The organism is Mesorhizobium robiniae, from assembly GCF_040545535.1.
GTDB classification, from domain to species: Bacteria; Pseudomonadota; Alphaproteobacteria; order Rhizobiales; family Rhizobiaceae; genus Mesorhizobium; species Mesorhizobium robiniae.
The window spans coordinates 72,842-95,392 of the sequence record NZ_JBEPMC010000005.1 but is presented as its reverse complement, the minus strand read 5'-3'; the positions used below and the strand labels follow the sequence as shown (position 1 = coordinate 95,392).

Below are 22,551 nucleotides of genomic sequence, written 5' to 3'. Positions count from 1 at the left end.
TTCTGCCGCAGGTCCGGCGCTCTGCCGGACCGCGCCAATTGACACGGCCGCGCACGTTCCCGCAATTTCGTGGCGAACACATTGGCGAGCGTGTTTGACGCTTTGGCCGCGTCGGATTGCGTCAGCCGAGCTGGATCATTTCGGAGCCATCGCCGAGGAATTGCAAGGCCTCGCGTGGGATTGAAGGGTCGCCGCGATCGAGCACGGTCAGTGCGTCGAGGTGCTCGCGTTTGAGCAGCCCGGGCCCCCGGTAGTGCAGTGCCACCTTGGTCGAATAAGGCTGGCGGAACATGGTGGCGGCGATGCCTGTGGCGATGCCGAACATGAATTTCGATGAGCTGCGCTTGACCGGCGCATAGACGCCGAAGGTCAGCTCGTTACGTTGGATGCCTTCGAAGTCGGCGGTGAAAAGTCGGCCTGCGACCGGAAAAACGAAGCCGTAATATTTAAAAACGTACTCCGTCTTCGTTGGATCGTCGTAGCTCGGAAACCGCTCGATGTAATAGTGCTGCAGGAACTGGTTGTTCTTGTAGATGCAGAACGCCGACCGCAGGATGAACCCCTTGTAGATCGATGAGTACTGGTAGCGGTCCCAGACGCCGAGGACCTCTTTCTGGTCACCGCTCGATTCGACGATCATCGCTTCGACGAACTTGTTGAGCTCGGGCGAACGGCGCACATTTTCCATCGCGTGGAAGAAATTCCCCTCCACGAGGGTGCGGAACTCGTCCGGCTGCGAGAACAGGATCGGCACGCTGAGGCCGAAGTAATTGGCGATCAGCCGCAGGTTCTGCGGCGAGGGCATGTGCAGCCCGGAAAGATATTTGTTGAATTGCTGACGGTTAAGATTGATCTTGCGGCAGACCGCCGAGATCGAGCCGTGACGCTCGCAGAGCAGGCGCAGGTTGGCCGAGAAGTGGGCTACCTGGTTTCCATCGTGTTCCATCAATCCCGCCCACTTTAAGTCACATGCCGCATATGTTGCGTCATGTCGCGTCAATATTCAAGTGTCTGCGAAATTGTGCGTCAAGGACAATTTCCTGAAACTCTGCCTCAATCCTGCTGCCGGGCACCGAGATCGAGCGGTCGCCGGCCACACGAAAAACGAGGTGGAAACCATGAAGTTGACGGGCGGACAGATCGTAGCACGAGCTTTGAAGGAATACGGCGTCGAGTATGTCGCCGGCGTTCCCGGTCACGGCATCTGGTCGTTATTCGACGCATTCCTCGAGTCCGGCTCGCAGATCCCGTTTATCCAGGTCATGCACGAGCAGAGCGCGGTGCACATGGCTGATGGCTATTTCCGGGCATCGGGCAAGCCGATGGCGTGCTCGACCTCGATCGGCCCGGGCGCGACCAACACCATCATCGGTCTGGCGACCTGCTACACGGACTCCATTCCGGCCTTCTATGTTTCGGGCGGTCCGGCGACGCACATGAAGGGCCACGGCGTCATGCAGGAGCTGGAGCGCCAGCAGGAGAATGCGTTCCCGCGCATCACCGAGCAGGTGACGAAGCGCGTGTACAAGGTGGGCCGCGTCGACGAACTGCCGTTCATCATGCACCGCGCCTTCAACACCATGCTGTCGGGCCGGCCCGGGCCGGTGCATGTGGAAGTGCCGATGGACCTCCAGACCGAAGCGGCCGACGTCACCATCCATCCGCTCGCTTCGCGCATGGCGATTGGCGTCGCCTATCCCGATCCCGTCGCAGTCGAAAGAGCGGCGGCGTTGCTGCTGTCGGCCGAGCGGCCGGTCATCATCGCAGGCGGTGGCGCAATCAGCGCCAACGCCTCGGAGGCATTGCTTGCGCTGGCCGAGAAGGTTGGAGCCGCCGTCTCCTCGACCTGGAACGGCAAGGGTGCCTTCCCCGAGGATCATCCGCTGTCGATCGGCGCTGTCGGCCAGACCGGCACGGCCTGCGGCAATCGGATCACGGCCAGCGCCGACGTCGTCATGTCGGTCGGCTGTCGCTTCACCGACTGGTCGGCGTCCAGCTACCGCAAGGGCGCATCCTTCTCCATCCCGCCCGGCAAGCTTATCCATGTCGATCTCGACCATCATGAGATCGGCAAGAACTACCCGACCGAAGTCGGTATCGTCGCCGACGCCCGCGCCACGCTCGAGGCGATGCTGGCGCTGATCTCGGACCAGCAGGCTAGCCGCGCGCTCAGCCGGCGCGACCGCTTCCATGCCGATGTCCGCAAGGCCAAGGCGGAATGGGAAGAGATGCTGGCGCCGCGCCGCGACTCGAACGAAAGCCCCTTCACATCGCAGCGACCGCTCGGCGCATTGCGCAAGGTGATGGACCGCTCGGGCATCATCCTTGCCGGGTCGGGCAACACGCAGGGCGCAGTCAAGCAGACCTTCCCGGTTTATGAGCCGCGAACGCATCTCACTTCGGGCTCGTTCTCCCCGATGGGATGGGCGGTCCCGGCGGCCCTTGGCGCAAAGCTGGCGCAACCCGACCGCCAGGTCGTTGCAGTGGTCGGCGACGGCGATTTCATGATGTCGCTGCCGGAAATGGGCACGGCTGTCATGAACGACATCCCTGCCGTGTTCCTGGTCCAGAACAACCGCGGCTACATGTCGATCCGCGGCGGCCAGCGTAAATTCATGGGCCGCCACGTCGGCAGCGAGTTCAACCACCACAAGGGCAATGGCGAGCCATACACCGCCAACATTGCCGAAGTGGCCAAGAACTTCGGCATGGAAGCCTGGAAGGTCGAGGACTCGGCCGACCTGGAAAAGACGCTGAAGGCTGCGCTCGATTCCAACGCGCCGGCGCTGGTCGAGGTGACCACCTCACGCGATGCGGCCGGGCCGTTCGTCACTGGCTGGTGGGATTTCCCGTCGCCCGCCTACTACGAGAAGGAGCAGGCGGAATACGCCGCCGGCCGCGAACTCGAACAGCATATGTGATTTCGCAAAAGCGGTTGTCTCCCGAAAACGCGCCGCTCCGGCCTCACTCTCGAATGAGGGGCGATGAAACGCCTCGCCAAAAGGTCCAGACATGATCAGACGGCTGAAATCGTCCAAGGCTGCTACGGGGTTTGCGCGGGACGCGAAGCTGACCGCGACCGTGGAAGCGCTGCTGGCGGATGTGGCGGTTCGCGGCGATGCGGCGGTTCGGGAACTGTCGATGAAATTCGACGGACTTGACCGGCCGTCCTACCAGCTGAGCGATGTCGAAATCCGAGCCTGTGTAGACAGCCTTACGACTCGCGAGCGTGACGACATCGGCTTCGCGCAGGACCAGGTGCGCAACTTCGCACAAGCGCAACGCGATTCCCTGCTCGACATCGAAGTCGAGACGCTGCCCGGCGTGATTCTCGGGCATCGACATATCCCGATCGAAAATGTCGGCTGCTACGTGCCTGGTGGGCAGTACCCGCTACTGGCCTCCGCACATATGTCGGTTTTGACGGCGAAGGTCGCCGGTTGCGACCGCGTTATCACCTGCGCGCCGCCGTTCAAGGGCCGACCGGCGCCGATGATCGTCGCCGCCCAGCATCTTGCCGGCGCAGATGAGATCTACTGCATGGGCGGGGTCCAGGCGATCGCGGCGATGGCTTATGGCACAGAGACGATAAAATCCGTCGATATGCTGGCCGGTCCGGGCAACGCTTATGTCGCGGAGGCCAAACGATTGATGTTCGGTCAGGTCGGCATCGATCTCTTCGCCGGACCGACGGAGACGCTGGTGATCGCCGACGATACGGCCGACGGCGAGCTGTGCGCTACCGATCTGCTCGGCCAGGCCGAGCATGGCGTGAATTCACCGGCGGTGCTTCTGACCAATTCCGAAAAACTGGCTCGTGACACGATGCGCGAGATTGAGCGGCTGCTGACGATCCTGCCGACCGCGGCCATTGCCGGCCAGGCTTGGCGAGACTGTGGCGAGGTGATCGTCTGCGACACACTGGACGAGATGGTCGCGGAAGCCGACCGCATCGCTTCCGAGCATGTCCAGGTGATGACTGCCGATCCTGACTACTTCCTCGACAAGATGACCAACTATGGCGCGCTGTTCCTCGGCCATCGCACGACCGTTGCCTATGGCGACAAGGTGATCGGTACCAATCACACGCTGCCGACCAAGACCGCCGCGCGCTATACCGGCGGCCTTTGGGTCGGCAAGTTCCTGAAGACCTGCACCTATCAGAGGATCACGACTGACGAGGCTTCGGCCATGATTGGCGAGCGCTGCTCCAGGCTTTGCATCATGGAAGGTTTCGCCGGCCATGCCGAGCAGGCCAATGTCCGGGTACGCCGCTTCGCGCGCAAGAACGTCGGCTATGGGCAAGCGGTCGAGGCGGCATGACCAACATCCGGCCAGCAGAGCTTTCCGCCGACATCGTCATCATCGGATCGGGCATCGGCGGCGCAACGGTGGCTTCGGTGCTTGCCGATACGGGCGCCAAGATCCTCATCCTCGAACGCGGCGAGCAGCTTCGGGATACGCCGGAGACGCGCGACGAGCGCGCTATCTTTCAGCGCGGACATTTCCGCACGAAAGAAGTCTGGCTCGACGGCACAGGAGCGCCCTTCAGCCCCGGCAATTTCTACAATGTCGGCGGCAACTCGAAATTCTACGGCGCGATCATGTACCGCTACCGCGCGGAGGATTTCGCCCCGCAGCGGCACATGGAAGGCAGTACGCCCGGTTGGCCTTTTGATTACGGCGAGATCGAACCGTGGTACGGCAAGGCAGAGCGCCTGTTCCGCGTGCGTGGTCAAATCGGCGAGGACCCGACGGAGCCGCCGCATTCAACGGCCTACGATTTTCCCGCCATACCGGACGAGCCCTCGATCGGCAGGGCCCGGCAGCGGCTGAAGAAGGTCGGTATCCACACAAGTTCACTGCCGGTGGCAATCGATCATGTCGCGTGGCTGAAGCGCGCACCGACTCCATGGGATGCCTTTCCCGACACTTTTACCGGGAAGATCGACGCGGAGACTGGCCCACTCGCGGCAGCGCTCGCGCACGACAATGTCGAGCTCTTGACCGGCGCGGAGGTGCTGCGCCTCGATACGGACGCCTCGGGCAAGACGATCACGCAAGCAACGATCCGTCACAAGGGGCAGGACGTGCCGGTGCGCGCGAAACGCTTCATCCTGGCGGCAGGCGCGGTCAATTCCGCGGCACTCCTGCTGCGCTCGGCCAACGCGCAGCACCCGAACGGTCTCGCCAACGGCTCCGACCAAGTCGGCCGCAACTTTATGAACCACAACTGCACCGCGATGATCACGCTCGATCCCCGCCTGCGCAACACTGCGGTCCATTCCAAGACCTTTGGCTTCAACGACTTCTATCTGCACGATTCCAAGACCGGCTTTCCGCTCGGCAACGTGCAACTGCTCGGCAAGATATCGGGACCGATCTTCAAGGCCAACATGCCCAGCGTGCCGGAGTTCGTTACGGGGCTGATCGCCCGCTATTCCTTCGACTGGTACGTCATGAGCGAGGACCTGCCCAATCCGGCAAGCCGGGTCATGGTTGATGGGTCGGCGATCGTGCTCGACTGGCAGCGCTCCAACATGCTCGGCCACAGGACGCTGGTTGAGCGGGTGCGTAGCGTGTTCAAGGCGGCCGGCTTTCCGGTCGTGCTTTCGCGCGCTTTCGATCGTCGCACGCCGTCGCATCAGTGCGGCACGGCCAAGATGGGTACCGATGGGGCGACCTCGGTCGTCAATACCCATTGCCGATCGCACGACGTCGAAAACCTTTACATCATGGACGCGAGCGTGCTGCCAACGTCGGCTGCTGTGAATCCGGCACTGACCATCGCCGCGGTAACACTGCGCGCTGCATCAAAGCTGCGTGCCGAACTGGTCCGTTAATTCGAGTGGACAGGAGGACCAATGAGTAGATCCGTGAAAGTAGCCGTTCTGGGCGCCTGCGGCTGGATGGGCAAGGTCCACACCATGTCCTACCAGAACATCCCGTTCATCTTTGGCTCGGACAAAGGCACGGCAGAAATCGCCTGGCTCGTCGACGGAAGTGCACCGGCACTGGAAAAGGCCGGCAGGCTGGTCCCGAATGCGCAAACGTCGACCGACTGGCGCGCTGCCGTGGCCGACCCGTCCGTCGAGCTAATCGATATCTGCCTTCCCGATAGCCTGCATCACCAGGTCGCCAAAGCCGCGCTTCTTCAGGGAAAGCATGTCTATTGCGAAAAACCGCTTGCCAATACGGCGACCGAAGCGCGCGAGCTCGCCGACATCGCGGCCGAGAAGGGCCTCGTCACACGCGTCGGTCACGCGTTTCCGCGCAATCCGATCCACGACGTTGCCAAGGACATCATCGATTCCGGCGAGATCGGTGACATCAAGCTTTTCAAGGCGTGCCAGCATGTCGATGTGCTGGGCGATCCGAACGCACCCTTCATGTGGCGCGCGGACGGCAAGCTCGCGCCGACCGGCATCGTCGGCGATACCGGCAGTCACGTCTTTTCGTTCATGGAGCGGCTGGTCGGGCGCGTGTCCGAACTGATCGCCGACTGTGCGATCGTCACGCACAAGCGTCCCGTCGTCGCCGGGTTCAACTACGGCAGCGCTGCCGCGCTTTCCGGTACCGAGGACATGGCCGAAGTGACCAACACCGATGCCACGAACCTGCTCTGCCGCTTTGAGAACGGTGCGATGGGCATCGTCGATTTTAGCCGTGTCGCGACCGGCCGCAAATTCATGCAGACCTATGAGATCTACGGCACGAAGGGCAGCATCGCCTACGACTACGATGAGGTAAACCGCCTGCGCTTCTACACCAACGAAGATCGCGTCGGCCGCCGGGGTTTTCGCGAGATCGACGTCGGACCGGAAAACGCCACCTACGCCGCGTTCCTCCCCATCGCGAACTTCGCGCTCGGCTACAATGAATCCAAGCAGATCGAGATCGCCGAGGTGGTGCGCTCCGTCGTCACCGGCGAGCAAATGTGGCCGACCTTCGAGAGCGGCCATCATATCACCCAGATCGTCGACGCCTGCCTCGATTCCTCGCGGCGTCGCCAATGGGTCCCGATCACCTGACTGGAGCGTGTTTCGATGGCCCTGCGAAAAGCGAAAAATACCACAGTGTCGGGTTTGGCCGCGGCTGGGCCGCGCCCTTCGACGGTTGAGGCCCTCGACGGCTTTGGCTGGGGCCTTATCGGTGCCAGCACCATCGCACGCGAATACATGGCCGACGCGATCCGCCGCACCGGCGGCCGGCTGCTGAGCGTGATGAGTCACGACGGCGCCCGGGCCGCCACCTTCGCGCGCGACCTCGACATTCCGGGCTCCTGCTCCGATCTTGACGTGCTGCTCACCGACCCGCAGATCGCTGCGGTCTATATCAGCTCAACCAACACCCAGCACCGGCGTCAGGTGCTGGCCGCAGCGGCGGCCGGCAAACACGTGCTGTGCGACAAACCGCTGGCCACCCGGTCCGCAGACGCGCTGAGGATGGTGCGTGCCTGCGACAAGGCCGGCGTGGTGCTTGCCGTCAATCACCATCTGCGGTCGTCACCGGTGCACCAGACGATGCAGCGGATGATCGCGGCCGGGGAGATAGGCGTCGTCCGTTCGCTGATGATCGTCCATGCCGGTTATCTCCGGCCCGTTCTGCAGTCTTGGCGCATCAAGGACGCGGCCGAGGGCGGCATCTATCTCGATCTCAGCGTCCACGACATAGACCTGGCCTCGTTCCTGCTGGAGCAGACGCCGGTGGCGGCGGTCGCATTGGGCGCGGGTGTGGCGCTCGGCTCCAACACCGTCCACGATCATGCGATGTATGCGCTGAAGATGAGTGGCGGGGCTTTCGTTCAGGTACACGAGAGCTTCGTCACGCCCGACGTGGAAAGCCAGGTCGTAGCGCTCGGCTCGGAAGGAGCGCTGATCGCCGCCGGCACGCTGGCGCAGCGTTCCACGGGAACGCTGACGCGGCGCGTGAATGGGCACAACGAGTCAATTCCGCTGCGCGCCAACGATCTCTACGCGGATACCGTCAATCAATTCCTGGGCGCCATCGCCGGAACCGGCAGCCCCCGCGCCACGGGACGCGACGGGCTAGCGGCGCTCGCCGGCGCCGAAGCAGTGGCAAAGGCCGCCGCGACCGGCAAGGCGGTGGCTGTCCGGCACTACGAATAGAGGAGCTGCGGTTCGACGGGTCCGGCTTGAGACGCCTCGGTCTTCGCGTCCCGGCCATGAATAGCGGCTGCGGCGCGATCAGCCCTGCCGTCTTCCAGACGCGGCGCAGCTAAAGGGATTTAGATGACCTTCGCCGAAATCCGAGCACCGTCCCGCACGGCATCCTTCTTGATCTTCCTTGCCGGCGGCGTTGGCATCGGTGCGTGGGCTGCCAGCCTGCCGTCGATCAGTGCGGAACTTCAGCTCGACACGGGAACACTCGGCCTCGTGCTGCTCTGCTTCGCGGCAGGCGCCATCCTGACCATGACCAATGTTGGCCGGCTGGTGCCGCGGTTCGGTACGCGCACCCTATGCTCGGTAGCCTGTACCGGCTTCGGGCTGGCGTTGATCGTCGCACCGCATGCGCCGAGCGTGATGTCGCTGGCTCTCGTCATCGCCTTCGCGGGCGCCTCGTTCGGAACGCTAGATGTGGCGATGAACACCGAAGCGGCTTTTCTGGAGCGACGTGTCGGGCGCCATATCATGTCGTCCTTCCACGCATCGTTCAGTGTCGGCAACCTGGCGGGCGCCGGCATCTGTGGGCTGATCCTATATGCTGGCGGCAATGTGCAGGCGTGTCTCGGCGTCACGGGAATGAGCGTGATCCTGTTCGGTGCGGCCGGTTGTTGGCAGAGCGAACCGCACATGTCAGCTCACAAAAATCCGAACCAAGGCTCCACGCGGCTTGACCCGACCCAGCGGAGACGGCTGTTGCTCGTCGGCGCGATCGCGTTCCTTGCGCTGTTTGCGGAAGGGGCGCTGATGGACTGGACAGCCGTCTATCTGGTTGGCAATGCTGGTGCATCGGAGAGCATCGGCGCTTTTGGTTTTGCGGTCTTCGCCGGTATGATGGCGATCGGTCGCATGGTCGGCGATGCCATGGCCAATGCGTTCGGGCCGGTACGGCTGTTGCGGCTCGGCAGTGCAGCAAGCGCTGTCGCGCTGGCCGCGATTCTTGGCATCCCGACGGTGCCGATTATCTTCCTGGCGCTCATCTTGTGCGGCTTCGGCATCGCCAATGTTGTGCCTGCACTGTTTGCCGCAGCCGGCCGGATCGGCGGCCATTCGGCGGGTTCGGCGATGTCGCTCGTCGCCACGCTCGGCTATGCCGGCCTGCTCGTAGGCCCCGCTTTCATCGGCATGCTGGCCCAGGCCACCTCGTTGAGCGCCAGTCTGTGGGTCGTGTTCATTGCCCTTCTTGTTGTCGCGCTCGGCGCCCACGCAACCCGCCCGCAACAACCCCGCCCGACGCAAACTGACGCATGATGCGCTTACTTCCACGCCAGGAATGCGTTCGCCGCGAAATTGAACGGCGATGTGGAGCGTGGTTCTATTCACCAGCATTGAATTTGTGAAATTAGGATGCCAATGGCTGATCAAGAGAACGCACGTCGCAATCTGGCTTTTGCCGACGATTTCATCTCTGCGACACTGATCGACAACGTGCGCAACTTCGCCGTGGAGGATGGCGTCGTCGTCAACCTTTCGCCGGAGCCGATGGTGACGTTCGGCTCTGCCGTGCCTGGCATCGTGCCGGCCTGGAAGTCGACCACGCTAAAAGGTGCGAAGATCGTCAGCGCAGAGCGCGTGGCGGTGCTGAAGATGAACAAGATCACCAACCTCGGCGGCGTTGGCCTGCGTGGCTGGGACTGGCTCGGCAACCGGATCAAGAGTTTTCCGCGCGACACCCCCCTCTACATTTCGGCGCAGGACACGGTCGGCACCGTGATGACCGATCCTCTCGCCTTCACCAACGAAAACCCGGCCGTCGCGGCAAACCAGGAATTCACGCTGAAGCTGAACCTCTGGTGGTCGCCGGGACAAACCGACTGCTTCATCCACAATGAGCACCCCTTCCTCGAAGTGCACACCCAGATCCATGGCCTCGGCCGCATGCAGAAATTCCATGAGCGGGAGCAGTCCGCGCTCTACGAGGATGTCATGATGCCGGTTGGCTATACGCATGACCCGTTCTGCCGCGTCGCCGGCAAGAACCAGTGGGAGTATCCGTGGCATCGCTATTATGCGGACACGGATTCGATCTGGTTGGCTATCGAATTGCACCCGATTTCCTAGACGGCTGCCGCCGCGCCGAAAGGCCTGATGGGGGTCCGTGTTTTGCTTTTTGCATGGAAAAGCCAATGGTAAACCGAGCCCGAAAAAAGCCTTCAATCCCAATCGTAGCTCTGACGAGCCTGATGCTATTTTCGTTGGTGGGGTCATATTTTTTCGGCGGAAAAATCGTGGCTTTCATAAACCGCACAAATCAGGAGAACGTCGAGTTATCCAGAATTAAGTGCTTGGCGTATTCTGAAGTGTCCCATGCGTATAGCGCGCAACTCTGCGAAGCGGCCGACGACGCGGAATAAGCGCGAGAAGAAGTCTGTGGCCGACGCAAGGCCAGCGCCTCGGGATGGGATGGGTTGATATCGCTCAGACCTGCCGCTGCCGCAACGCCGGGTGGAACCTCAGGCCGAAGCATTCTTCTGTGCATCGGCCGCGGCAAATTCTCTGGTTCGAACACATTTGCAAGGGACAAGACGTGGACATTATCGAACGCAACGCCCGCGCGGTTCTCCTTCCCGCTATCGACGGCCTGGAACTGACTGATGATTTGAAGCGCTATTTCGACGAAGGTGGTCGATCTCTGCTGCTCGGCGAGACGCGGGCCGAATATGTTTCGCGTCGAATGAGCGATGCCAGACGCGCCTGTGAAAGAGCGGAGGACTTCCAGCGTCTGGCTGGCGAGGTGGCCAGCCGCGCCGACGGGGTGATGATCGCGCTCGATCAGGAGCCGGCCGGGATCGAACGTCTCCATGGTCTGGCGCCGAGCTTTGGCGATCGGGCGGAACTGCTCTCGATGCCGGATGAAACGATTCGCCAGCGCGCGCACGATATTGGCCGCAAGGCGAGGGAACTCGGGGTCGGAATGTTCCTCGGTCCGGTGGTCGATGTCCTCACGGGTCACAATCCTTGGCTGCACGGACGCACCCTTCATGCGGATGTGGTTCAGGTCGCTCGCCTCACGAGGGCGATCATCAGCGGTGTCCAGAGTGCTGGCGTCGTGGCGGTGGCCAAACACTTTCCCGGCCACCATGATATTACGGGCGACCCGGCAATCGAACTTGCGGACGTTCGAGGGACAGCGGAAGACCTCCTGCCCGGATTTGAGGTTTTCCGCTCGGCGATCCAAGCAGGCGTCCGCGCGATCATGACCGGCCCGGCGCTGGTACCGGCCATCGATTTGGAATTTCCATCCTCTCGCTCGAAGAAAACCATCGACATGCTGCGCCACGATTTTGGCTTTACCGGCATCATCGTCAGTGACGATATCGATGCTGTTGCAATGCTGCGAGGTCTCTCTGATGGCGAAACCGCGGTCGCCGCGGTGAAAGCGGGGGCCGATCTCATCCTCCTTCCGGCAAGCGGGATAGACGACGTCGCCAAGCACGTCGCTGCAGCAGTCCGGTCGGGCGATTTGCCTGATCACCGGTTGGCAGACGCGATACGCAATGTGGAGATCAACGCCGGTGCCCTGGTCGCCCAATAGACCGTGTTCGACCGTGATGGTGAACGGATGTGACGTTTCAAATACGTTTGAGGCGTTTCGGTCCGGATCGTCGGCATGGCTGCCAATCCAATGAAGGTAACGCATGTGGCGCTTTGGACAGCTGACCTGGAAACATCCGCAGCTTTCTGGTCAAAATATTTCGACGCCAGCATCGGCGAGCGTTATGAAAGTCGGCGACGCCCGGGCTTTGCATCTCGCTTCGTGGAATTGAACGCAGGACCATCCATCGAATTGATGACCGGCCCGTGGGTTCCCGACGACGTCGCGCGGGCCGTCGCAGAAGTCCCAGGCTGGGCGCATATCGCGGTTTCCGTCGGCTCATGTGAAGCCGTGGACACCCTTGCCAGGCGATTTGACGAAGACGGTTTATTGGTCTCGCAGCCGCGCATGACCGGAGATGGTTACTATGAAGCGGTGACACGAACACCTGATGGCTCGCTGGTGGAGATCACATCCTGACGGCTGGGAACCGTGTGCAAATCGCGGGTAGCTGACATGCCTTAAAGACGGGCCTTCGTGCTGCGCGGCGTGGCAAGCAGCAGGCTCGTCTCACTGCCAGTGATGCCAGGTATCAGGCGGACCCGGCGCAGGACCGCATCGAACTCGGTGAGGGTTGCCGTGTTGAGTTCGACCACCAGATCCCAGCGGCCATTCGTCGTATGGATCGTTGCGACTTCCGCAAACCCGCCAAGTGCGCGCACGACGCGGTCGGCGGCATGTCCTTCGATCTCGATCATCATGATACCCCTGACGGCGGGGCTGATGGCTTCAGCCCGTAAGATGACCGTGTAGCCGATGATCTCTCCGGACTGCTCCAGGCGCTCCATTCGCGATCGTGCCGTGGCGCGCGATACGCCGAGGTCCGCAGCAAGATCGGAGATGCTGCGCCTCCCGCTATGGCGCAGGAGCGTGATGAGTTTTTGGTCGAGGGAATCCATTATTGTCCAATATGGCAGCCTGATATCTCAAAGTGATAATTCTTTCTGCTGATTTTGCCAATCGGTCCTATTCATTCTGCCGGTAACATGCGCTTCAACTCCTCTCTGCCTCATTGACGGAAGAGTGGTTGAATGCACTGCAATATCTTGGGCGCGCCGGTACAGGACGGGTCGCGGCGGATGGGCTGCGAAATGGGCCCGAGCGCGTTGCGGACGGCGGGGCTGATTGCAGCCCTTTCTGAACTTGGCCATACCGTTACCGATCTTGGCGCTGTCGTGCCGGCGGCGGTGCGTCCGCTCACCCATGGCAACCTGGCGCTGAAGGCGCTGCCGGAGATTTCAGCCTGGACGGCAGGCATTGCAGATGCAGCCTATGCCGCCAGCGGTGGCGCCATGCCGATCTTTCTCGGTGGAGATCACAGCATTTCGGCTGGAACCCTATCAGGGCTCGCGCGCCGCGCTGCCGAAGCCGGCCGGCCGCTGTTCGTGCTGTGGCTTGACGCCCATCCCGATTTCCACACGCTCGACACCACCGTCAGCGGCAACCTGCATGGCGTGCCGCTCGCCTATGCCAGTGGCCAGCCGGGCTTTGATGGCTACTTTCCCGACCTGCCGGCGAAGGTGGATCCGGCCCGCATCTGCACCTTGGGAATCCGCAGCGTCGACCCGGCGGAGCGGCAGGCGCTTCGCGCTGCGGGCGTTACGGCGCACGATATGCGCGCCATCGACGAGCACGGTATCGCACCCCTCCTGGGCGCTTTCCTGGAGCGGGTAGCGGCTGAAAACGGGCTCCTGCACGTCAGCCTTGATGTCGACTTTCTCGATCCGTCGATCGCTCCCGCGGTCGGCACCACCGTTCCCGGAGGCGCAACGTTTCGCGAAGCGCACCTGGTGATGGAGATGCTCTCGGACAGCGGCCTGGTCAGCAGCCTCGACCTTGTCGAGCTCAACCCGTTTCTCGACGAGCGCGGCCGCACGGCCACGCTCATGGTCGACCTGACAGCCAGCCTGATGGGTCGCCGCATCATGGACCGACCGACAAGGAGTTTTTGAGTCGATGACCACCAGGCTGAACATCGTCCCCTTCGTAAGTGTCGACCACATGATGAAGCTCGTCCTTGCGATCGGGATTGAACGCTTCCTCACCGATCTCGCTGCCTATATCGAGGAGGACTTCCGGCGCTGGGAGCTTTTCGACAAGACGCCGCGCGTGGCATCGCACAGCATCGACGGCGTCATCGAACTGATGCCGACGAGCGATGGTCGTCTCTACGGCTTCAAATACGTCAATGGTCATCCGAAGAACACGCGCGATGGCCGCCAGACGGTGACCGCCTTCGGCGTTCTTGCCGACGTTGGCAACGGCTATCCCATGCTGCTCTCCGAGATGACCATCCTGACTGCCCTGCGCACGGCGGCGACGTCGGCTGTTGCCGCGAAATACCTGGCGCCGAAGGGAGCAGACTGCATGGCGATCATCGGCAACGGCGCACAGTCGGAGTTTCAGGCCGTCGCCTTCAAGGCATTGCTCGGCATCAACAGACTGCGTCTCTACGACATCGACCCGGCAGCCACCCGAAAATGCGCTAAAAACCTCGAGGGACTGGGATTCGACATCACGCCCTGCGCATCCGCACATGCTGCGGTGGAGGGAGCACACATCATCACCACGGTTACCGCCGACAAGCAGTACGCGACGATCCTCACCGACAACATGGTGGGCAGCGGCGTCCACATCAATGCGGTTGGCGGTGACTGCCCAGGTAAGACCGAGCTCCATCGCGACATCCTGCTGCGTTCGCAGATCTTCGTCGAATACACGCCGCAAACGCGGATAGAGGGTGAGATCCAGCAGCTCGATCCGGACCATCCGGTCGTCGAACTCTGGGCGGTTATGACTGGGAAGACACCGGTGCGCGGCGACAGCCGTACGGTCACGCTGTTCGATTCCGTCGGCTTTGCCACAGAGGATTTCTCCGCGCTGCGCTACGTGCGCGACCAGCTCGCCGATACCGGCCTTTACGAGGAGCTGGATCTGCTTGCTGATCCCGATGAGCCGCGTGACCTCTTTGGAATGCTTTTGCGCGCCGCAAAGCACCACTGAAACTGCTGTGTTCGCTGTCCGAATCGCCCATGTCGCGGCAGATGCAAATCAGTGCGCCTTCGGAACGCTGAAGACGTCGACGAGCGTCCTGCCCGAAGCCAGTTCGGCTGCCCATTGCGCTTCGACGCGGACACGTTCGTGCGCCAGCGCCAGGACAGCCATGGCGCTTTCAGCGGGGACGATTGCAAGGCCGTCATTGTCCCCGAGCACGATGTCCCCGGGTTGCGCTGGGACACCGCCAAAAACGATCGCGTCATTGACGGTGCCGCGCTCCTTGGACAGGGGGCCTCGCGCCGTGTTTCCCACACTATATACCGGAAAGTCTGTCCAGCTTGCGATCGTGTCTATGTCGCGAACTGCGCCATTGACGATCACCCCCGCTATTTTCTTCAAACGCGCGGCGCCGCACAACAGCTCGCCGATATAGGCGGTGTCGACGGAACCCCCGGCATCGACGACAATCACATCCCCCTGTCCAGCGATATCGATCGCATGCAACACCGGTCCGAAGTCGGCACGCTCGCACCAGGCGGTGACCGCCCGCCCGACCATCCGCGTGCCGAGCGGGAAAGGCCGAACCGGCCTTATCCTGGGGTCGGCGACAAAGCGCCCGCTGGTGACATCGGATAGTATCGTCACGGGCACGCCGGCCCAGTCCTGAAGTTCGCTTGCCGTGATGCGGTTCGGGACCGTCTTGTGAATCGTCGTTGGCATGGTTCTTCCTTGTCTTTAAGTCGATGTGCGGTCTTCGAACCGGCGCTCAGCGGTCCGGAGGCTCGACGTTAACAGCCGGCCCAGCGAAGTGATGCCTTGCACGATCGTCTCGTCGGTCTGCGTGGAATAGCTGAAGCGTGCGTGATTGACCTCTTGCTCCAGCGGAAAGAACGTCGCGCCGGGAACATAGGCGACCTTTGCTTCGGGCAGCGCATGTTCGGCCATGAAGCGAGCAGTATCGAAGTTCCGCGGGAAGCTCAGCCAAGTGAACAGGCCGCCGCTCGGCTCCGTGAACGACACCTCCTGCGGAAAGCTGCCTCTGATGGTTTCAAGCATCAGGTCCTTCTTGCGCCGATAGGTCTGGCAAATCGAGGCGATGTGCACGTCGATGTCGTAGGTGTCGAGATACAGCGAAACGGCCGACATGTTCAACGTGCTGCACTGCGTATCCGCGGCAAGTTTCAGCAGCCCGAGCTGCTGTGTGAGCTCTTCGGAGGCAATGGCCCATCCCAACCGCAAGCCGGGCGCAAGTATCTTGGAGAAACTGCCCAGAAAGATCACGCGGCCTTCCGTATCGAGGCTCTTGATAGGCGGAACCGGAGTGCCCTGATAGCGGATTTCGCGATAGGGGCTGTCTTCCAGCACGATCAGATCGAAACGGTTGGCAAGTTCGATCAGCCGCTTGCGGCGCTCCAATGCCATGGTCACGCCGGTCGGGTTCTGAAAATCCGGCACCGTATAGATCAATTTGGCACCTGGGTTTCGCGCCAGCACCAGTTCGAGGTCGTCCATGTCCATGCCGTCATCGTCCATTCGGACGGCGGCATAGCGAGGCTCGCAGGGATTGAAGGCGATGAGCGCCCCGAGGAAGGTCGGATTCTCCGTGGCGATCACGTCGCCCTTGTCGATTAGCATCTTGGCGACGAGGTCGAGACCCTGCTGGCCGCCTTGCAGGATCAGGATGTTATCCTGCGAGCAAGCGATGCCGTCGCGCTCCATGCGCTGCGCAATTTGCTGGCGAAGCCGGGGAAGGCCGTTAGAGACGGTGTATTGCAAAGAATCCCGGCCGTTGGCGGAGATCGCGGTTTGAAAGACCTCTTCCAACTGTTCGAACGGAAACAGCGAGGCGTCCGGGTAGCCGCCACCGAAGGAAATGATCCGGGGATCCGCGCCGAGCCGCAAAAGCTCGCGGATGGCGGAAGGTTTGACCTTGTCCATGCGGCCGGCAAATCGAACGTTCATAGAGGAAGCTCGGCTGTTCATATCGACCACAGGGCTCCGCCATCGTCGCCAACAGAGGCGGTTTGCCCAACCTGCTCGATCCCTCGATTGCAATCTATCAAGGGCTGATGACGGTTGCTCCCTTCGTCCATGCCTATGGCATGATGGCGAAGAGTGAAAACCATCCGCCAAAGAGCGAGGACGCCGCTCTTACCGACCGTGAATGCGTGTGCCTGAAATGGACGTCGCAAGGAAAGACAGCCTGGGAGATCTCCCAGATAATAGGCCGCAGCAAGCCGACGATCGAGTATCATTTGCAGAAGGCGATGAGAAAACTCGGCGCGTCCAACAAGGCCCATGCGGCGGCCATCGCCATGAATCGCGGATTGATTTAGTTTAGGCCTGGCCCATGTCAGTCTTAACTAGCCAAGAAGTTCTGTTACGTTGGGAATGTCGGCATAACGCGTAGATTGCGGCGAGAGCCCCTAAATATCGCATCAACATTTCCTACCATGAGCGCTCCAGGCAAATAGCGACACCAAGTCCGCCACCGATGCACAGCGACGCCAGGCCGCGCTTTACGCTGCGCTTGCACATTTCGTGCAGCAGCGTGACGACGATGCGGCAGCCGGAGCCGGCCAGCGGATGCCCAAGCGCAATCGCGCCGCCATTGACGTTAATCAAGGTGCTGTCCCAGCCCATCTCGCGATTGACCGCGATCGCCTGCGCGGCGAAGGCCTCGTTAATCTCCATCAGCTCGAGGTCGGATGCCATCCAGCCGGCCTTGTCCAGCGCCTTGCGCGATGCCGCCACCGGGCCCAGGCCCATCTCCATCGGTTCGACGCCGGCCGATGCGTAGGAAGCGATGCGCGCCAGCGGCGTCAAGCCGAGCTCGAGCATGCGCTTTTCCGAGATAACCATTACTGCCGCCGCGCCATCGTTCAGCCCGGACGAATTGCCCGCCGTGACGGTGCCTTCCGGGGCGAAGACCGGTCGCAAGCGGCACAGGCCTTCCAGCGTCGAGCCGGAATTGGGATGCTCGTCGGTAGCGACGACATATTCCTCGCGCTTCAGCGTGACCGTGACGGGCACGATCTCGTCAGCGAAGCGCTCGGCGGCGACCGCCGTGGCTGCTTTTTCCTGTGAGGCCAGAGCGAAGCGGTCCTGCTCGTCGCGGGTGATCTGGTAGCGCCGCGCCAGGCCTTCCGCGGTCACTCCCATATGTACCTGGTTGGGTGCGTCCCATAGGCCGTCGACGATCATCGAATCCTTGATCTCAGAATCGCCCATCCTGATGCCGCGGCGCGCCCCGTAGATCAGATGCGGCGCCTCCGTCATCGAGTCCTGGCCACCGGCGATAACGATGTCGGCGTCGCCGCAGCGTATCGCCTGGGCGGCGAGGTGGATCGACTTCTGGCCGGCGCCGCAGACCTTGTTGACGGTCATCGCCGGCACGCTGACTGGAATGCCGGCCTTCAGCGCCGCCTGCCGGGCGGGATTCTGGCCGGCACCGCCGGTCAGCACCTGGCCCATGATGATTTCGCCAACCGCGTCGCCTTCGATCCCGGTCTCTTCCAGCAGCGAGCCGATCACGGCAGCGCCGAGGTCAGCGGCAGGGATGCCGGCGAAGGCGCCGTTGAGCTTGCCGATTGGCGTGCGCCTGGCGGCCACGATGAATACGTCCTGCATATGGTTCTCGCTCCCTTGCCGACACGGAGGTGGTCCGTTCGGCTTCTTGACATTCTGGTTATAACCAATATTCTAGCTGGTGTCGGGCGCAACGCCAAGAGCGAAACGCCAAACGAATTTCCGGGAGGAGTTGATGACATCCAGCGTGCTCTGGACGCCGGCTTCGGCCGCGTTCAAGAACTCCGGTCTTGCGCGTTTCGCCGCCGAAAATGGCTTCGATCCGCGTGACTACGAGACGCTGCATCGCTGGTCGATTGGCGAAAAGGGCGCCTTCTGGCGCGCCGTCTGGGACTTTGCCGCCATCATCGGCGAGCCGGGCGCGGTGGCATTCCGCGCCGATCCGTCGGCGCCGATGACCGGCAGCGCCTTCTTTCCAGACGCGAGCCTCAACCTAGCCGAGAATCTGTTGCGCGGCGACGACGACGCACTTGCCATCGTAGAGACCGACGAAACCGGGCATTTCCGCAGCTACAGCCGCGGCGAATTACGGGCCATGGTCGCCCGCACCGCGCATGGCCTGAAGGCTGCCGGCGTTGGGCGCGGCGACCGGGTCGGCGGCGTCCTGCCCAACCGCATCGAGGCGCTGGCGGCGCTACTCGCCACGCTTTCCGTCGGCGCGGTGTGGTCATCCTGCTCACCTGATTTCGGCGTCGCGGCCATTCTCGACCGGCTTGGCCAGATCGGTCCGAAGGTGCTGTTCGCCACGCCGCGCTACTGGTATGCCGGCAGGAATCATGCTATTGAAGGCAGGCTGGCAGAGATCGTCGCCGGCATCCCCGAATTGACGACACTCGTGATCTGCGGCGACCAAGCTGCGGTATCATTCCCGCCTGGTATTTCCTGCGTCGGCTTCGAGGCCTTCGGCAGGGAAGGAGACCTCGCCTTCGAGCGCGTGCCATTCTCGCACCCGGCTTACATCCTCTACACATCAGGCACGACAGGCGCACCGAAGGCCATCGTGCATTCCGCCGGCGGCGTCCTGCTCCAGCACGTCAAGGAACATCTGCTGCATGGCGACGTCAGGCCGGGCGACGTCATGAGCTGGTACACCAACACCGCCTGGATGATGTATCACTGGCTTATCTCGGGCCTCGCCTGCAACGCGGTAGTCGTGCTCTATGACGGCGCTCCGATCCTGAAAACGGCTGGAGGTCTCGACCCGAGCCCGCTCTGGCGCGTCGCCGAGAAAGCCGGCGTCACCCATTTCGGCACCAGCCCGAAATATCTGGCGACGCTGGCTGACGAGAATTATGCGCCGGGTGCCAGGCACGATCTGTCGGCGCTGCGCTCGCTGCTGTCGGCCGGTGCGCCGGTTTCGCCAGGCCAGTTCGATTGGGTCTACGAGAACGTCAAGCGCGACATGATCTTTGCCTCGATTTCGGGCGGCACCGAGATCATCGGCTGCTTCCTGTTAGGCTCGCCGCTGCATCCGGTGCGCAGGGGCCATCTGACCGTCAAGGGGCTTGGGCTGGCGGTTGCCGTGATGGACGATCGCAACGCGCCTGTCATCGCCACCCAGGGCGACCTCGTCTGCACCGAGCCGTTCCCGTCGATGCCGCTGACCTTCTGGGGCGAGGGCGGCGACGAGCGCTACCACGCCACCTATTTTGGCGCCCGCCGCGAAATCTGGACCCATGGCGACGTCGCCGAGATGACGGTGCATGGCTCGGCGATCGTTCACGGCCGCTCCGACACAACGCTCAAACCCGGCGGCGTCAGGATCGGTATCGCGGAGATCTATGCAGCCTGCGAGAAATTCCCGGAGATCGAGGACTGCCTGGTGTTCGGCGCGCCGATCAGCGGCGACGAGGAAATCCTGCTCTGCCTGAAGCTGAAGGAGGGCAACACACTGACGGCGGAGCTCGCGCGGCGCATCCGCAAGCATATCCGCGAGCAGGCCTCGCCGCGTCACGTTCCACATCGCATCCATGCCGTGTCAGCCATCCCCTACACGCTGAACGGTAAGCGGGTGGAGGGCGCCGCCCGCACTGTCATAGAGGGCAAGGCGGTGAAGAACCTTGGGTCGCTGGCCAACCCTGAAGTGCTTGACGAATATCGGCATCTCGTCCGGAGTCAGGCGGCATGAACCTCGCCCGCTCACGCGGCGCCATTGCCGGCATCGGCGAGTTGAAGCCGACGCGCCGCACCGAAGGGCGCACGACGCTGGAGATGATCGCCGAGGTTTCCAGGCTCGCAGTCCTCGATGCCGGGCTGGAGCCCGGACACATCGACGGGCTGCTGGTCGGACCGCAGGTCGGCGAGACGCCGCAGCATGTGCCGGCGACGGTTGCCGAATATCTCGGCCTCAAGCCTGACATGGCCAATGTCGTCGATCTCGGTGGCGCCTCCGGCGCCGGCATGATCTGGCGGGCTGCGGCGGCGATCGAAGCCGGCATGTGCGAGACGGTGCTGTGTGTGCTCGCCAACACCCGCGAGGAGGTGCCGGCACGCTCGCCCAACCGCAATCCGATCCGCGAATTCGACGTGCCGTTCGGCGCGTCCGGCGCCAACATTTCCTATGCGCTGCTGATGCAGGCGCATATGGCCGAACACGGCTCGTCGCCGGAGGATTTCGCCGCGATCGCCGCCTGGGCGCGCAGCAATGCGCAGCTCAACCCCGATGCGATCTTTCACGGCAAGCCGGCCGGCATCGATGACGTGCTGGCCTCGCCGATGGTCGCCTCGCCCTTGCATCTGCTTGAGATCGTCATGCCGGTTGCCGGCGGCGAGGCTGTCGTCGTCGTCTCGGCCAAACGCGCGCGGCAATTGGCCAAGCCCGCCGTGCATCTTCTCGGCGCCGGCGAGAAGGTGACGCACCGCGCCGTTTCACAGGCGCCGAGCCTGACTTCCGGCCCGCTCAAGCCGGCAATGGGACGTGCCTTCGCGCAGTCCGGTACCAGCGCCGCCGAGATGAGCCTGCTGTCGCTCTATGATTGCTACACGATCATGGTGGCGACGACGATCGAGGATGCCGGCCTCTGCGCTGCCGGGCAGTTCGGCCAATGGGTCCGCGACCACGATCTCGGTCCTGCGGGCGAGGCGCCGCTGAATACGCATGGCGGCCAGCTCGGCTTCGGCCAGCCCGATCTTGCCGGCGGCATGACCCATGTCGTGGAGGCGGTGCGGCAATTGCGCGGGCAGGCGACAGGCCGGCAGATCGGCAACGCAAGGTTGGCGCTGGTCACCGGCAATGGCGCGACGATGAGCGAAGCGACCGCGCTCGTGCTGGGAGCCGACCAATGAGCGTCGACCTCGATCTCTTGAAGACGCCGGGACCGACGATCACCGCGCTGACCGCGCCGTTCTGGCAGGCAGCGTCGGAAGGACGGCTGATGATCCAGTCCTGCCAGGCATGCGGCAAGGCGGTGTTCTATGTCAGGCCGATCTGCCCGCACTGCTGGAGCAACCGCCTCGCCTGGCGCGAGGCGTCCGGCCGCGGTCGTCTAAAATCCTTCTCGGTCGTCCACAAGCCCGGCCATCCCGGCTGGCTGCCCGCTGCGCCTTACGTTGTCGGCTTGGTCGAACTGGACGAAGGCCCGACGATGCTCAGCTTCATTGTGGCAGGCGAAGAAGCCTGCGCCGTCGGCCAGTCGCTTGTGCTCGCGCCGACGCGGATCGGCGGCCGTCTGCTTCCCGCTTTCAAACCGTCGGCCATGGCCGGCTCACCCAACCAAACTGGAGATACGCTCATGAGTGCAGAGACGAAGGACGGCTGGATTGGCGTTATCAACGGGCGGCCGCAGGTGGGCGCGTTCGCCGAGCGCTCGCGGCGCACTCGTCTGGAGGATATCGAGGCCTTCACCGAAATGACCGGCGACCGCAACCCGCTGCATTACGACAAGGCGCTGGCCGAGGCGTCCGTCTTCGGCAAGCTGATCGTCCAGGGTGGCGTCACCTCGGGCATCCTCAATGCGCTGGTGGCCGAGGATCTCCCCGGCCCGGGCACGGTATTCCTCGAAGTCGCCTGGAAATTCGTCAAGGCAGTCGGCGTCGACGAGATGATCACGGGCCGGGTCGAGGTCAAGGAGGTGCGCCCCGACAAGCCGATCTGCAAGATCGAGACCTCGGTGCGCAACGAGGCTGGCGACATCTGCCTGACCGGGACCGCGACCGTGTTCACCGTTGCGCTGGCCAAGGCCTGAGTTT

General features: G+C 62.8%; 20 protein-coding genes. 15 read left to right on the top strand and 5 right to left on the bottom strand.

Annotated features, from left to right (window positions below):
• Window positions 1-121 precede the first annotated feature (121 nt).
• Window positions 122-946, bottom strand: coding sequence for a helix-turn-helix domain-containing protein (locus ABID19_RS15415; protein WP_354491800.1), 825 nt, complete (start codon window positions 944-946; stop codon window positions 122-124).
• Between the two features lie 172 nt (window positions 947-1,118).
• Between ABID19_RS15415 and ABID19_RS15410 the strand changes: the two genes are divergently transcribed.
• The 9 genes from ABID19_RS15410 to ABID19_RS15370 all read left to right on the top strand — a co-directional run bounded on the left by ABID19_RS15410 (window position 1,119) and on the right by ABID19_RS15370 (window position 12,198).
• Window positions 1,119-2,921 (top strand): thiamine pyrophosphate-binding protein, encoded by a 1,803-nt coding sequence (locus tag ABID19_RS15410; RefSeq protein WP_354491798.1) that lies wholly within the window; start codon window positions 1,119-1,121, stop codon window positions 2,919-2,921.
• 91 nt (window positions 2,922-3,012) lie between these two features.
• Window positions 3,013-4,323 carry a histidinol dehydrogenase gene (gene hisD / locus ABID19_RS15405; protein ID WP_354491797.1) on the top strand — a complete coding sequence of 437 codons (1,311 nt, stop codon included), beginning with the start codon at window positions 3,013-3,015 and terminating at the stop codon, window positions 4,321-4,323.
• A complete protein-coding gene (locus tag ABID19_RS15400; RefSeq protein WP_354491795.1) occupies window positions 4,320-5,843 on the top strand; it encodes a GMC family oxidoreductase in 1,524 nt (507 codons plus the stop codon). Before hisD ends, ABID19_RS15400 begins: the two co-directional genes overlap by 4 nt.
• 21 nt (window positions 5,844-5,864) lie before the next feature.
• On the top strand, window positions 5,865-7,031 hold the full coding sequence (locus ABID19_RS15395; protein ID WP_354491793.1) for a Gfo/Idh/MocA family protein: 1,167 nt from the start codon (window positions 5,865-5,867) through the stop codon (window positions 7,029-7,031).
• Window positions 7,032-7,046: 15 nt separating this feature from the next.
• Window positions 7,047-8,129: a Gfo/Idh/MocA family protein gene (locus ABID19_RS15390; RefSeq protein ID WP_354491791.1), complete on the top strand. Its 1,083-nt coding sequence runs from the start codon at window positions 7,047-7,049 to the stop codon at window positions 8,127-8,129.
• Between the two features lie 123 nt (window positions 8,130-8,252).
• Complete coding sequence (locus tag ABID19_RS15385) at window positions 8,253-9,434, top strand: MFS transporter (RefSeq protein ID WP_354491789.1); 1,182 nt, start codon at window positions 8,253-8,255, stop codon at window positions 9,432-9,434.
• 102 nt (window positions 9,435-9,536) lie between these two features.
• Window positions 9,537-10,244: a hypothetical protein gene (locus tag ABID19_RS15380; protein ID WP_354491787.1), complete on the top strand. Its 708-nt coding sequence runs from the start codon at window positions 9,537-9,539 to the stop codon at window positions 10,242-10,244.
• Window positions 10,245-10,581: 337 nt separating this feature from the next.
• A complete protein-coding gene (locus ABID19_RS15375; protein WP_354491785.1) occupies window positions 10,582-11,718 on the top strand; it encodes a glycoside hydrolase family 3 N-terminal domain-containing protein in 1,137 nt (378 codons plus the stop codon).
• A gap of 75 nt (window positions 11,719-11,793) precedes the next feature.
• Window positions 11,794-12,198, top strand: a complete 405-nt coding sequence (locus ABID19_RS15370; RefSeq protein ID WP_354491783.1) for a VOC family protein — start codon at window positions 11,794-11,796, stop codon at window positions 12,196-12,198.
• Between the two features lie 41 nt (window positions 12,199-12,239).
• Here the strand turns inward: ABID19_RS15370 and ABID19_RS15365 are convergent, their stop codons facing one another.
• Window positions 12,240-12,677, bottom strand: coding sequence for an Lrp/AsnC family transcriptional regulator (locus ABID19_RS15365; RefSeq protein ID WP_354491781.1), 438 nt, complete (start codon window positions 12,675-12,677; stop codon window positions 12,240-12,242).
• A gap of 132 nt (window positions 12,678-12,809) precedes the next feature.
• Here ABID19_RS15365 and rocF point away from each other — a divergent pair, with 132 nt between their 5' ends.
• Window positions 12,810-13,730: an arginase gene (rocF, locus tag ABID19_RS15360; protein ID WP_354491780.1), complete on the top strand. Its 921-nt coding sequence runs from the start codon at window positions 12,810-12,812 to the stop codon at window positions 13,728-13,730.
• Window positions 13,731-13,734: 4 nt separating this feature from the next.
• The gene (locus ABID19_RS15355) at window positions 13,735-14,781 is read left to right on the top strand and encodes an ornithine cyclodeaminase (RefSeq protein ID WP_354491778.1); all 1,047 of its coding nucleotides are present in this window, start codon (window positions 13,735-13,737) and stop codon (window positions 14,779-14,781) included.
• 48 nt (window positions 14,782-14,829) lie between these two features.
• Here the strand turns inward: ABID19_RS15355 and ABID19_RS15350 are convergent, their stop codons facing one another.
• Together ABID19_RS15350 and ABID19_RS15345 are read right to left on the bottom strand one after the other, a co-directional pair.
• Window positions 14,830-15,495, bottom strand: coding sequence for an RraA family protein (locus tag ABID19_RS15350; protein WP_354491776.1), 666 nt, complete (start codon window positions 15,493-15,495; stop codon window positions 14,830-14,832).
• Between the two features lie 15 nt (window positions 15,496-15,510).
• Window positions 15,511-16,737: an aminotransferase-like domain-containing protein gene (locus tag ABID19_RS15345; protein ID WP_354491774.1), complete on the bottom strand. Its 1,227-nt coding sequence runs from the start codon at window positions 16,735-16,737 to the stop codon at window positions 15,511-15,513.
• 62 nt (window positions 16,738-16,799) lie between these two features.
• On the opposite strand from ABID19_RS15345, the gene ABID19_RS15340 reads away from it, so the two are divergent.
• Window positions 16,800-17,111: a helix-turn-helix transcriptional regulator gene (locus ABID19_RS15340; RefSeq protein ID WP_354491773.1), complete on the top strand. Its 312-nt coding sequence runs from the start codon at window positions 16,800-16,802 to the stop codon at window positions 17,109-17,111.
• Between the two features lie 112 nt (window positions 17,112-17,223).
• Here ABID19_RS15340 and ABID19_RS15335 read toward each other — a convergent pair whose 3' ends face one another.
• On the bottom strand, window positions 17,224-18,405 hold the full coding sequence (locus ABID19_RS15335) for an acetyl-CoA C-acetyltransferase (protein ID WP_354491771.1): 1,182 nt from the start codon (window positions 18,403-18,405) through the stop codon (window positions 17,224-17,226).
• 133 nt (window positions 18,406-18,538) lie between these two features.
• Here ABID19_RS15335 and ABID19_RS15330 point away from each other — a divergent pair, with 133 nt between their 5' ends.
• The 3 genes from ABID19_RS15330 to ABID19_RS15320 are packed head-to-tail and all read left to right on the top strand — an operon-like array spanning window position 18,539 to window position 22,547.
• Window positions 18,539-20,491 (top strand): acetoacetate--CoA ligase, encoded by a 1,953-nt coding sequence (locus ABID19_RS15330; RefSeq protein WP_354491769.1) that lies wholly within the window; start codon window positions 18,539-18,541, stop codon window positions 20,489-20,491.
• The gene (locus ABID19_RS15325) at window positions 20,488-21,648 is read left to right on the top strand and encodes a thiolase family protein (protein ID WP_354491767.1); all 1,161 of its coding nucleotides are present in this window, start codon (window positions 20,488-20,490) and stop codon (window positions 21,646-21,648) included. Before ABID19_RS15330 ends, ABID19_RS15325 begins: the two co-directional genes overlap by 4 nt.
• Entirely contained in the window at window positions 21,645-22,547 is a 903-nt protein-coding gene (locus ABID19_RS15320) for an OB-fold domain-containing protein (protein WP_354491765.1), read from the top strand. The genes ABID19_RS15325 and ABID19_RS15320 overlap by 4 nt, the downstream gene beginning before the upstream one ends.
• The last annotated feature ends 4 nt before the right edge of the window (window positions 22,548-22,551 follow it).